The 12,027-nt window shown below is 68.1% G+C and carries 12 protein-coding genes; 8 read left to right on the forward strand and 4 right to left on the reverse strand.

Going from position 1 to position 12,027, the window contains the following annotated elements; all coding sequences use genetic code 11:
- The first annotated feature begins 116 nt into the window (after positions 1 to 116).
- The 4 genes from CAL15_RS00340 (at position 117) to CAL15_RS00355 (ending at position 4,240) form a co-directional block, all read left to right on the forward strand.
- Positions 117 to 1,148 carry an ABC transporter ATP-binding protein gene (locus CAL15_RS00340; RefSeq protein ID WP_086076798.1) on the forward strand — a complete coding sequence of 344 codons (1,032 nt, stop codon included), beginning with the start codon at positions 117 to 119 and terminating at the stop codon, positions 1,146 to 1,148.
- Positions 1,149 to 1,193: 45 nt separating this feature from the next.
- A complete protein-coding gene (locus CAL15_RS00345; protein ID WP_086076799.1) occupies positions 1,194 to 2,489 on the forward strand; it encodes an ABC transporter substrate-binding protein in 1,296 nt (431 codons plus the stop codon).
- A gap of 90 nt (positions 2,490 to 2,579) precedes the next feature.
- Positions 2,580 to 3,443, forward strand: coding sequence for a carbohydrate ABC transporter permease (locus tag CAL15_RS00350; RefSeq protein ID WP_086080850.1), 864 nt, complete (start codon positions 2,580 to 2,582; stop codon positions 3,441 to 3,443).
- Positions 3,440 to 4,240: a carbohydrate ABC transporter permease gene (locus CAL15_RS00355; protein WP_086076800.1), complete on the forward strand. Its 801-nt coding sequence runs from the start codon at positions 3,440 to 3,442 to the stop codon at positions 4,238 to 4,240. The genes CAL15_RS00350 and CAL15_RS00355 overlap by 4 nt, the downstream gene beginning before the upstream one ends.
- 280 nt (positions 4,241 to 4,520) lie before the next feature.
- Here CAL15_RS00355 and CAL15_RS00360 read toward each other — a convergent pair whose 3' ends face one another.
- Together CAL15_RS00360 and CAL15_RS00365 are read right to left on the reverse strand one after the other, a co-directional pair.
- Positions 4,521 to 4,838: a hypothetical protein gene (locus CAL15_RS00360; protein WP_086076801.1), complete on the reverse strand. Its 318-nt coding sequence runs from the start codon at positions 4,836 to 4,838 to the stop codon at positions 4,521 to 4,523.
- Between the two features lie 142 nt (positions 4,839 to 4,980).
- Entirely contained in the window at positions 4,981 to 5,328 is a 348-nt protein-coding gene (locus CAL15_RS00365) for a DUF1840 domain-containing protein (protein WP_086076802.1), read from the reverse strand.
- 287 nt (positions 5,329 to 5,615) lie between these two features.
- Here CAL15_RS00365 and argS point away from each other — a divergent pair, with 287 nt between their 5' ends.
- The 3 genes from argS (at position 5,616) to CAL15_RS00380 (ending at position 8,725) form a co-directional block, all read left to right on the forward strand.
- Complete coding sequence (argS, locus tag CAL15_RS00370) at positions 5,616 to 7,310, forward strand: arginine--tRNA ligase (RefSeq protein WP_086076803.1); 1,695 nt, start codon at positions 5,616 to 5,618, stop codon at positions 7,308 to 7,310.
- Positions 7,311 to 8,006: an SPOR domain-containing protein gene (locus tag CAL15_RS00375; protein WP_086076804.1), complete on the forward strand. Its 696-nt coding sequence runs from the start codon at positions 7,311 to 7,313 to the stop codon at positions 8,004 to 8,006.
- 80 nt (positions 8,007 to 8,086) lie between these two features.
- On the forward strand, positions 8,087 to 8,725 hold the full coding sequence (locus CAL15_RS00380; protein WP_086076805.1) for a thiol:disulfide interchange protein DsbA/DsbL: 639 nt from the start codon (positions 8,087 to 8,089) through the stop codon (positions 8,723 to 8,725).
- A gap of 126 nt (positions 8,726 to 8,851) precedes the next feature.
- Here the strand turns inward: CAL15_RS00380 and metC are convergent, their stop codons facing one another.
- Positions 8,852 to 10,042, reverse strand: a complete 1,191-nt coding sequence (metC, locus tag CAL15_RS00385) for a cystathionine beta-lyase (RefSeq protein WP_086076806.1) — start codon at positions 10,040 to 10,042, stop codon at positions 8,852 to 8,854.
- Between the two features lie 170 nt (positions 10,043 to 10,212).
- On the opposite strand from metC, the gene CAL15_RS00390 reads away from it, so the two are divergent.
- Positions 10,213 to 10,839 (forward strand): LysE family translocator, encoded by a 627-nt coding sequence (locus CAL15_RS00390; RefSeq protein ID WP_086076807.1) that lies wholly within the window; start codon positions 10,213 to 10,215, stop codon positions 10,837 to 10,839.
- A gap of 79 nt (positions 10,840 to 10,918) precedes the next feature.
- Here the strand turns inward: CAL15_RS00390 and CAL15_RS00395 are convergent, their stop codons facing one another.
- Positions 10,919 to 11,977, reverse strand: a complete 1,059-nt coding sequence (locus CAL15_RS00395; RefSeq protein WP_086076808.1) for an MBL fold metallo-hydrolase — start codon at positions 11,975 to 11,977, stop codon at positions 10,919 to 10,921.
- Positions 11,978 to 12,027: the final 50 nt, after the last annotated feature.

A 12,027-nucleotide genomic window follows, 5' to 3' on the forward strand; every position in this document is an offset into this window, starting at 1 on the left:
TCCTGCCGCAGGCACGAGGCGGGCCCGATCTGACATAGGGCGGTCATGTTGAGCGGCCAGAATGAAAAGGATTTCATTCGAGGCCGCCGTCATCGCCGCGCCTCATCCCAGATCCCATGCTCGTCCTGGAAAACCTCACCAAGCGATATGCCGATGCGACCGCCGTCGACAACGTCGGCTTCAGCGCGCCCGCCGGCAGCTTCACGGCCTTGCTCGGCCCTTCCGGCTGCGGCAAGTCGACCACGCTGCGCATGATTGCGGGACTGGATGAGCCGACCTCCGGCCGCATCCTCATCGGCGACCGCGACGTCACGCATCTGCCGCCCGCGCAGCGACGCATCTCGATGGTGTTCCAGTCGTATGCGCTGTTCCCGCACCTGTCGGTGCGGGAGAACCTGCTGTTCGGCCTGCGCGTGCGCCGCGAGCCCGCGCAGGACTACGCGCGCCGCCTGCAGCGCGTGGCGGGCCTGCTGGGCCTGCAGCCGCTGCTGGATCGCAAGCCGGCGCAATTGTCGGGCGGCCAGCAGCAGCGCGTGGCGCTGGGCCGCGCCGTCATCTCCGAGGCGCCTGTGTGCCTGATGGACGAGCCGCTGTCCAACCTCGATGCGCAACTGCGCCACGACATGCGGCGCGAGATCCGCAACCTGCAGCGCGAGCTGGGCATCACCATGGTCTACGTCACGCACGACCAGACCGAGGCCATGAGCATGGCCGACCAGGTCGTGCTGATGCGCGCCGGACGCATCGAGCAGCTGGACACGCCCGCGGGCCTGTATGCGCGTCCCGCCACGCCGTTCGCCGCGCGCTTCATCGGCACGCCGCCCATGAACCTGATCAAGCTCGACACGTTGAACGGGCAGACCGTGGTTTCGGGCACGCACGGGCCGGCCATCGCCCGCGCCGCCGCGGGCGCGGCCCTGCTGGGCGTGCGGCCCGAGCACCTGCGCGTGGATGCCGCGGGCCATGCCGCCTCGGTACAGAACGTCGAGTACTTCGGCGCCGACTCCATCGTGCAATGCCGCCTGGGCGGCAGCCTGGTGGCCGTGCGCATGGCGGGACGCCCCGAGCTGCCGCGCGGCTCGCACATCGGCCTGGCGTGGGACGCCAGCCACCAGCATTTCTTCACCGCCGAGCAGGCGGCTCACTGACCCCAGGCCGGCCACGGCGATCACCACGGAAAGAGGAAAGACCCCATGCGACGCATCGTACTGAAGACCCTGGCGGCCGTCCTGGCCTGCACCGCGCTGGCGCTGCCCGCCCATGCGCAGAAGCCTCCGGTGGAAGTCGAGTTCTATTACCCGGTCGCGGTCGGCGGCCCGGTCACGAAGATCGTGGACGGCATGGCCGAGCAGTTCAACCGCGAGAACCCCGACATCCGCATCAAGCCGGTGTACGCCGGGTCGTACCAGGATTCCGTGGCCAAGGCGCTGACGGCGCAGAAAGGCGGCAACCCGCCGCAGTTGGCCGTGCTGCTGTCCACCGACATGTACACGCTGATCGACGAAGACGCCATCGTGCCGATCGACACGCTGGCCACGTCCGCCGAGGACAAGCAGTGGCTGGGCGGCTTCTACGATGCCTTCATGCAGAACAGCCGCACCGGCGGCCATGTGTGGGGCGTGCCTTTCCAGCGCTCCACCATCGTCATGTACTACAACAAAGCGCTGTTCAAGCAGGCCGGCCTGGATCCCGAGCGCGCGCCGGCCACCTGGGCCGAGCTGGTCGAGTACGCAGGCAAGCTCACCAAAAAGGACGCGTCGGGCAACGTCACGCAATGGGGCATCGAGATTCCCTCGGGCGGCGCGTTCGCCTATTGGCTGTTCCAGGCGCTTACCACCCCGAACGGCGCCATCCTGATGAATGAGGCCGGCAACGAGGTGTACCTGGACAAGCCCGAGGTGATCCAGGCGGCCGAGTTCTGGCACGACCTGGCCTACAAGCACGGCGTCATGCCCAAGGGCACCATCGACTGGGGCACCACGCCCAAGGACTTCCTCGAGAAGAAGGCCGCCATCGTATGGACCACCACGGGCAACCTGACCAACATCCGCAGCAACGCCAGCTTCCCGTTCGGCGTGGCGATGATGCCCAAGAGCACGCGCGGCGGCAGTCCCACCGGCGGCGGCAACTTCTACGTGTTCAAGAAGGCCACGCCCGAGCAGCAGCAGGCCGCGCTGAAATTCGCGAAGTGGGCCACCACGCCCGAGCGCGCCGCCGACTGGAGCATCGCCACCGGCTATGTGGCCGTGACGCCGGCCGCCTGGCAGACCGAGAAGATGAAGAAGTACGTTGCCGAGGTGCCCGCCGCCGAAGTGGCGCGCAACCAGCTGGCCGTCAGCGTGGCCGAATTCTCCACGCACGAGAACCAGCGCGTCACCAAAGTGCTGAACGACGCCCTGCAGGCCGCGCTGACCGGGGCCAAGACGCCCAAGCAGGCGCTGACGGATGCGCAGCGCGAGGCCGAGCGCGTCCTGCGGCCCTACAAGTAAGTCGCGGGCCCGGTCATGGCAACGCACACGTCCCGCGACGCGGCGGCCGGCCGGGCCACCGCTGGCTGGCGCGCCCGGGCGGGCAGCGGCATGACGCAGGTCTATGCCTGGCTGCTGTTGCTGCCCGCCGTGGCGCTGCTGGCGGCGTTCACGCACTATCCCGCGCTGGCCACGATATGGCACAGTTTCTACACCACGCCCAAGGGCAGCCGGCCGGCGCGCTTCGCCGGCCTGGACAACTACGCCGCGCTGCTGGACGATCCCGTCTTCTGGCAGGCGCTGTGGAACAACCTGTGGGTGGCGCTGGTGACGGTGCCGCTGTCCATCGCCATCTCGCTGGCGATGGCGTTGTGGGTCGACCGCAGGCTGCCGGGCCGCGGCCTGCTGCGCATGGCGTACTTCACGCCCACGGTGCTGCCCATGGTGGCCGTGGCGAACATCTGGCTGTTCTTCTACACGCCGCAGTACGGCCTGATCGCGCAGGCGATGCAGGCCGTGGGCCTGCCCGGAGTCAACTGGCTGGGCAGCCGCGAGACCGTGCTGCCAGCGATGATGGCCGTCACGGTCTGGAAGGAAGCGGGCTTCTTCATGATCTTCTATCTGGCGGCCCTGCAGTCCATGTCGCCCGCGCTGCGCGAGGCGGCGTTGCTCGAGGGCGCGTCGCGCTGGCAGTACTTTCGCCGCGTGCTGTGGCCGCTGCTGATGCCCACCACGCTGTTCGTGCTGGTCAACGCGCTGATCAACGCGTTCCGCATGGTCGACCACGTGGTGGTGATGACGCGCGGCGGTCCGGACAACGCCAGCACGCTGCTGCTGTACTACATCTACCAGGTCGGGTTCAGTTTCTGGGACAGCGCCTATGCCGCCACGCTGACCGTGGTGCTGCTGGCGGTGCTGGCGCTGGTCACGCTGCTGAAGTTCCGCTGGCTCGACCGCAGGACGCACTACCAATGAGCCGCACGCTCGACACCCTGGCCGCCTGGTTGCTGGGCCTGATCTGGATCCTGCCGCTGGCCTATGCGGCCTGGGCGGCCTTCCACCCCGCGGCGTATGCCACGCGCTTCGACCTGCTGGCGCCGCTGACGCTGGACAACTTCGTGCGCGCCTGGCAGTCGGCGCCCTTTCCGCGCTATCTGCTGAACACCTTCGCGCTGGTGACGATGGTGCTGGCGGCGCAGATGGTGCTGTGCACGCTGGCCGCGTATGCGTTCGCGCGCTTCGCGTTCCGCGGGCGCGACGCGCTGTTCCTGCTGGTGCTGGTGCAGCTGATGGTGATGCCGGACATGCTGATCGTGGAAAACTACCGCACGATGAGCCAGCTGGGCGTGCGCGACACGGTGTTCGCGGTGGGGCTGCCGTATTTCGCGTCGGCGTTCGGCATATTCCTGCTGCGCCAGACGTTCAAGACGGTGCCGCGCGAACTTGAGGATGCGGCGCGCGTCGAGGGCGCGGGGCCGCTGCAGGTGCTGCTGAAGGTCTACGTGCCGATGGCCAGGCCGATGTACGTGGCCTACGGGCTGGTGTCGGTCAGCCATCACTGGAACAACTTCCTGTGGCCGCTGATCATCACGAATTCGGTGGAGTCGCGGCCGCTCACCGTGGGGTTGCAGGTGTTTTCTTCCACCGACCAGGGGATCGACTGGTCGGTGATCACGGCGGCCACGTTGTTGTCCGCGGGGCCGTTGCTGGTGGCGTTTCTGTTGTTCCAGCGTCAGTTCGTGCAGTCGTTCATGCGGGCGGGGATACGCTGAATCCAGTGATCGGGGCGTGTGTCGCTCGAAGGCGTCCTCGTTGAGAGTTGAGCGCGCGTGCCGGGCAAGTCAGTCGGCTCGGGCGCGCCATCAGGCGCCCTCGGCCCCCCTGCGGGGGGCTGCCCTCCTTCCAATTGCCCGTCCCGCGCGCTCAACTCTCAACGAGGACTCACACCAGCGGCATGCGCGCGGCCCCGGTCACTGTCTGGCTGGCAGGTGGGCCGGCAGCGGTCGTTGATTGGATGGCCGCCTCCGCAGACGGACGGAGCGGCTTCAGAGCTCAATAGCCGACCGTCAATCCCGGCAGGTCTACCGTGATGCGGGGCTTGCCCAGGGCCAGGGCGGCCTGTTGGGCGAATTCGTTGGCTTGCTTGGCGTCGGTGGACAGCAGGTCATGGCCCAGGGCATCGGCTACGCCCATGATCTTGTCCAGCAGCAGGACCTTGCCGCTGGGGCGCAGGGGTTCGCAGCCCAGGGTGTTCCAGGCGCTGTCGAACCAGTCGCGCGCCTGGGCGGCGTGCTGGGGCGTGGGGTCTACGTCGACCGAGAGGTCGACCGTGTGGCGGGCGTCGAAGATCACGGTAACGTCGGTGCGCATGCTTGTCTCCTGGGATGTCGCGGTGCCGGCGGGCGGCTGAGAGTATGCGGCAAAAGCGGCGGAGGGAATGTCGGTCGTGCGACATTGCGCGGCGCGCGCCGTGCCTCGCGCAGCGCCGCGCGATCTGCGGCGTGTGCCGCCGCTACCAGCCTCGCGAGGTTTCCCAGGTGACGTCCTCGCCGGCTTCCAGGGACCTGCGCATCATGTCCAGCAGGGGGAAGGCGCGCTGGTGCAGGCCGACGTGCTGGTCGATGGGGTGCACCGGCGGCTTGTCGGGGTCGTGCTCGTCCTCGTCGGGGTTGTGGCGGTCTTCGGCCTTGATGACGCGCTCGAGTCCGGCGATGGCGCTGGCCAATTGTTCGCGGGTGAAGACGCCGCGCTCGGGAATCTTGTCTCCGTACGATTTGCCTGCCGCGCGCAGCAGGCCATGGACATCGTCGCTGCGCATCAGGATGTCCGCCGTTACCTTGGAATGAAAAGTGACCAGCATGTCGTCGTCTCCTGAAAGGATAATTCCATACACTACCGCACCCCGCAGCGTGCTGCCAGCCTGCGACGGGCCGCGCCGCGGCATCGCGGGCCGGATCCCCGCGCGGCCTCAGGCCCGCCGCGGCGTCGCAACGCCGGATTCGGCCTCAATTCAGCTATGATCTAGGCGATTTGCCGGCCTGCCGCCTCGTGCCGCACCAGCGCCGGCATGCCCCGGCCAAAGGGCCCGCGGGCGCATGGGAATATCCCGCCCGCACGTGCTTCCACTGAATCATTCTCCGGTCATCCATGCTCCTCGAGCAACAACAACAACTCGTATCCCTGATCCAGGCCGCGGTCGCGCGCGCGCTGCCCGACGCCCAGCCCAACGTGCAGCTCGAGCGCCCGAAGGTCGCCGCGCACGGCGACATCGCCACCAACGTGGCGATGCAGCTGGCCAAGCCCGCGCGGCGCAATCCTCGTGAACTGGCCCAGGAACTGGTGGACGGGCTGCTGGCAGAGCCGCAGGCGCGAGCGCTGATCGAGGCGGCCGAGATCGCTGGTCCTGGCTTCATCAATTTCCGGCTCACCGCCGCGGCCCGCCAGGCCGTCATCGAGGTGGTGGCGCAGCAGGCGGCCGACTACGGCCGCGCGCCTCGCAACAACGAGAAGGTGCTGGTGGAATTCGTGTCGGCCAATCCCACCGGCCCGCTGCACGTGGGCCATGCCCGCCAGGCGGCGCTGGGCGACGCCATCTGCCGCCTGTACGACGCCAGCGGCTGGGACGTCACGCGCGAGTTCTATTACAACGACGCCGGCAACCAGATCCAGAACCTGGCCATCAGCGTGCAGGCGCGCGCGCGCGGCATCGCCCCCGATGCGCCCGAGTGGCCCACCGACGGCTACAAGGGCGACTACATCGTCGACATCGCGCGCGACTTCCAGGCGCGCGCCTCGGTGCAGGCGTCCGACGGCGAGCCCGTGCAGGCCAGCGGCGACATCGACAACCTGGACGACATCCGCCAGTTCGCGGTGGCCTACCTGCGCCGCGAGCAAGACCTCGACCTGCAGGCCTTCGGCCTGGCGTTCGACAACTACTACCTGGAAAGCTCGCTGTACACGTCCGGCCGCGTCGAGCAGACCGTGGCGGCGCTGATCGCGGGCGGCCATACCTACGAGCAGGACGGCGCGCTGTGGCTGCGCACCACCGAGCTGGGCACGGGCGACGACAAAGACCGCGTCATGCGCAAGAGCGAGGGCGGCTATACGTACTTCGTGCCCGACGTGGCCTACCACAAGGCCAAGTGGGAGCGCGGCTTCCACCACGCGGTCAACATCCAGGGCAGCGACCACCACGGCACGGTGGCGCGCGTGCGCGCGGGCCTGCAAGGCCTCGAGGCGGGCATTCCCAAGGAATTCCCGGCTTACGTGCTGCACAAGATGGTCAAGGTGATGCGCGGCGGCGAAGAGGTGAAGATCTCCAAGCGCGCCGGCAGCTATGTCACCATGCGCGACCTGATCGAATGGGTGGGTCGCGATGCGGTGCGCTACTTCCTGGCGCAGCGCCGCGCCGATACCGAGTTCGTGTTCGACGTGGACCTGGCGCTGTCCAAGAGCGACGAGAACCCGGTCTACTACATCCAGTATGCGCACGCGCGCATCTGCACCATGACCGCCGCTTCGGGCGCCGACGCCGCGGCCATCGCGTCGGCCGACACCGCGCTGCTGACCGCCCCCACCGAATTCGCGCTGATGCAGCGGCTGGCCGAATTCCCGCAGGTGGTGAAGCTGGCGGCGCAAGAGCTGTCGCCGCATCACATCGCCTTCTGGCTGCGCGATTGCGCGGCCGACCTGCACGCCTGGTACAACGCTGAACGCGTGCTGGTCGATGATATGGGCCTGCGGCTGGCGCGCCTGCGCCTGGCCGGCGCCACGCGCCAAGTGCTCGCCAACGGCCTTGCCCTTCTGGGCGTCAGCGCGCCCGAGCGGCTGGATCGCGAATAAATGGCCACCAAGCGCAAATCCAGCCGCCGATCCGGTGAAGGTGGCAGCACCATGTACGGCGTGCTGGCCGGTCTGCTGATCGGGTTGGTGGTGGCCGCGGTGGTTGCCTTCTACGTCACCAATGCGCCCATGCCCTTCGTCGACCGCGCCACACGCCAGGGCGACCAGGGCAAGGCTTCGGATCCGCGCCAGGTGGCCGATCCCAACCAGGCCTTGTACGGCCGCGACGGCCCGGCGGGCAACGTGCCCACCGGCCCCACGGCCGATGCGCCGTCCGCGCCGCTGCCGGGCTTGCAGCCGCAGCCCGGCAAGCCCTCGGGCCCGCCCGATGACCTGGGCGCGCTGATCGCCACCTTGCCGCCCAGCAGCGAGCCGGCGCCGGCCGAGGCCCCCGGGCCCGCGCCGAACGCAAAGCCCGCCACCCAGCCCGCGGCCAAGCCCACCGCCACGCCTTCGCAGCAGTCCGGCAACTATTATCTGCAGGCCGGCGCGTACCGTGGGCAGCAGGATGCCGAATCGCTGCGCGCCCGCATCCTGCTGCTGGGCCTGCCCGTGGCCGTGCAGCGTGCCGAAAGCAACGGCGTGCAGATCAACCGCGTGCGGGTCGGCCCGTTCGCCAAGCTGGACGACATGAATCGCGCGCGGGTGCGCCTGAGCGAGAACAAGATCGAATCCACGGTGGTGCGCCAGCAATAGCGCGGATGGAACTTCCGGGCCGCGCGCGCGGTCTTTAACCCATCCGCAGTCAGCAACTCAATCACTCAGGAAGACGACTGATGCAGTCCCATACCTTCACCCGTTTCGTCGCCGCTGCCGCGCTGGCTGCCATGAGCTTCTTCGCCGGCGCCAGCCAGGCCCAGGGCACCGCGCCGTACCGCGCCGTGAACCCGCCGCTGCCGTCCGACACCCCGGGCAAGATCGAGGTCGTCGAGTACTTCGCCTATACCTGCCCGCACTGCGCCGCCATGGAACCCATGGTCGAGGAATGGGCCAAGAAGACCCCGCCCGACGTGGTCCTGAAGCAGGTGCCCATCGCCTTCAACGCCAGCATGAAGCCCATGCAGCAGCTGTACTACACGCTTCAGGCGCTCAACCGCGCCGACCTGCATCCCAAGGTCTTCAACGCCATCCACGTCGAGAAGAAGCGCCTGTTCACCAAGTCCGCCATCACCGACTGGGTCGTCGAACAGGGCGTGGACCGCGCCAAGTTCGAATCGGTGTTCGACTCGTTCAGCGTCACCAGCCAGGTGCAGCGCGCCGACCAGCTCGCCCAGGCGGCGCAGGTCGACGGCACCCCGTCGTTCACGGTGGGCGGCCGCTTCCTCACCTCGCCCGTGATGGCCGGCAACAGCTACGAGGGCGCCCTGCAGGAAGTGAACAAGCTGATCCCGATGGCGCGCAGCGCGTCCCGATAAGCGTCCGACGCAATAGCGCAAGCAAGGGCGTCAGCCCGTATCGACCCCCGCGGTTCGGACGCAGGTCCGGTCTTCGGGGGTCGATTCACATCCGGCTTTTTTATCCGAGCGTCTATCGGGCCAAGATCAGGTTGACGCCGCCGCGCGCAGCGCCTGCTCCAGATCCGCGATGACGTCCTTCGGATCTTCCAGGCCGATGTGCAGCCGCACCGCGGCCAGGTCGCCTTCCTGCCAATAGGTGTGCTTGGAAAGCTCGCCCGGGGTGATCAGCTGCACCAGGCTCTCGTATCCGCCCCACGAGAAGCCGATGCCGAACAGTTGCAAGGCCTCGACGAAGCGCCGCGCCGCGGCGGGCGCCAGCTTCAGCGACACGGCCAGCATGCCGTTCGAGCCCGTGGCGTCGCGCTGCCACAGCGCGTGGCCGGGGTCGTGGCGCCAGGCCGGGTGATAGATGCGCGATACCTCGGGACGCGTGGCCAGCCATTCGCAGACGGCCATGGCGTTGCGGGCATGCTGCGTCATGCGGATCGGCATGGTGCGCACGCCGCGCAGCGCCAGCCACACGTCGTCGGCGCTGACCGAATAGCCGAGCGCATATTGCGTGCGGCTCAGCCGCTTGGCCAACTGATCGTCATTGGTGATCACGGCGCCCAGCATCAGGTCGGAATGCCCGCCCACGTACTTGGTGCCGGCGATCACCGATACCTGCGCGCCCAGCTGCAGCGGCCGGTACACATAACCCGAACCCCAGGTGTTGTCGGTGGCCAGCACCAGGCCGTGGCGCCGGGCGAAGTCGGCCAGCGCGGGCATGTCCAGCATCTGGAACAGCAGCGAGCCCGGCGACTCGACATACAGCAGTCGCGTGTTGGGGCGCACCAGCGATTCCAGGTCGGCCTCGGGCGAGAAGTACGTGATTTCGATGCCCATGCGCGACAGCACGGCGTCGTGCAGTTCGCGCACGGGACCGTACACGCAGTCTGCCACCAGCGCATGGTCGCCCGCCGACAGCAGCGCCAGGAATACCAGCGTGTTGCTCGCCATGCCGGACGAGGACAGGTAGCAATGCGTGCCGCCTTCCAGCTGCTTGAAGATGGTTTCCAGCGCCAGGTGCGTCTCCATGCCGGCGCGGCCGTATGTGATGGCGCGTTCGCCGGCGCTCTTGCGGCGATAGGCGTCTTCCAGCGCGCTCAGATCGCGAAAGCGCACGGTGCTGGCGCGCACCGCAGGCTGGTTGACGGGCGCGACGCCGGTCTCGGGATCGAATCGGGCGGTGCCCGCGTGCTGCAGGATGGTGTCGATGTGCTGGGAGTCGGACATGGATTCGGTGCGGCGTGTGTCGGAAACGGATATCCGGGTAGCGGCCATCTTATACCGGTCGCGAACGGACTTCTTCGCGTGGCCGGCGGGCGTCCCGTATGATCGGGCACCGGCCGGCGTGTGTTTGTCGCGGGCCTCCCTCCTGTTCTATTGAAACGGCGGCGCTGCGCATGCTTCCTATCGATACCTTGACGGCCTTCTTCGGCATCGCGGTGCTGCTGGCGCTGGCGCCTGGGCCCGACAATCTGTTCGTGCTGGTGCAGTCGGCCATCTCGGGGCGCGCCGCGGGCATGGCCGTCGTGCTGGGGCTGTGCACCGGTGTGCTGGGCCACACCATGGCCGTGGCGGTGGGGCTGGCCGGAATGTTCGCGGCCTCGCCGGCCGCCTTCACCGCGCTGAAGCTGGCGGGCGCGGCATACCTGGTCTATCTGGCATGGCAGGCCTGGCGCGCGCCCGTGGCGGCTGGCGCGATGGGGCGCTCCGACCGCCTGCCCATCCCCGCGCTCTATCGGCGCGGCGTGTTCATGAGCCTGACCAATCCCAAGGTGCTGCTGTTCTTCTTCGCCTTCCTGCCGCAATTCACGCGGCCGGACGCCGGTCCCGTCGCATGGCAACTGGTCACGCTGGGCGTGGTCTTCATGGTGGCGGCCTTGCTGGTGTTCAGCGCCATCGCCATGTTCTCGGGCACGTTCGGCCAGCTGCTGCAGCGATCCCCCGCGGCGCAGCGCGCGTTGAATCGGCTGGCGGCGATGGTGTTCGTGGGATTGGCGTTGCGGCTCGCCACGTCGAGCCGCTGATAGGTCGATGACCGTTCGGTGATGGGCACGCCGCGGCGGCGCATGGCGGCGCCCGAGTGTGCCGTTGCCGCGGGAAACGTCAGGCCGCGACGAAGCGCACGATGCCGTCCGATCCGGTGGACCGCGTCAGCTTGCCGTCGAAATACAGTGCATGCAGGTGCGCCAGGGCTTCGCCCATGGCAAACGTCATCTGGTGCAGGTCGAGTTTGCGCTTGAACAGCACCGGCACGATGTCCGAAGTGGATTGCGGCGTGGCGCAGGCCTGCAGCACCTCGGCCAGGCGATCGGCATGATGGCTGTGCTGCTGCGCGATGCGCTGGTGCAGGCCCTTGAAGGGCCGGCCGTGCGACGGCAGCACCAGCGTATCGGCGTGCAGGTCCTTGTAGCCGTCCAGCGAGTCCAGGTACAGCGGCAGGGGATTGGACTCGGGCTCGTAGGCGAACACGCTGACGTTGGTGGAGATGCGCGGCAGCACCATGTCCCCGGAAATCATCACGCGCAGCGCATCGCAGTTCAGCGAGACGTGTTCGGGCGCATGCCCATATCCCACGATGACCTGCCATTCGTGCTTGCCAATGCGCACGAGGTCGCCATGCATCACTCGCACGAAACTGCGCGGCACCGACGGCACCAGGTTGGGGTAGTAGCCGGCGCGCTGGCGGATCTGTTCCAGCGACTCGGGGTCGGTCATGCCGTGGGCGGCGAAGTGGCGCACCGCGGCCTCGCCGTTCGGGCCCGCGCCGCTCTGGTTCGACGACCACAGCGCGGCGGTGACGTAATCGGTCATGCTCATCCACAGCGGCGCCTGCCAGCGCTGGCAGATCCAGTCGGCCAGGCCCATGTGGTCGGGATGCATGTGGGTGACCAGCACGCGCAGCACGGGCAGGCCCTCGAGTTCGCGCTCGAACACCTGGTCCCACAGCGTCTTCACTTCGTCGCGCGAGATGCCGCAGTCGATGACGGTCCAGCCATGGCGCCCGTCGATCTCGTCGCGCAGCAACCAGAGATTGATGTGGTCCAGCGCGAAAGGCAGCGGCATGCGGATCCACTTCACGCCGTCGGCCACGGTCTGCGCCGTGCCGGGTTCGGGCTGGGCGTCGCCCCAGGGATACTGGAGCTGGTGTTCGTTGGGATTCATCTGCGTGGGTATTGCCGGCTTGACGGAGCAGGCCGGCCAGCATAATTTAC

This window comes from Bordetella genomosp. 13 (genome assembly GCF_002119665.1).
Taxonomy (GTDB): Bacteria; Pseudomonadota; Gammaproteobacteria; order Burkholderiales; family Burkholderiaceae_B; genus Bordetella.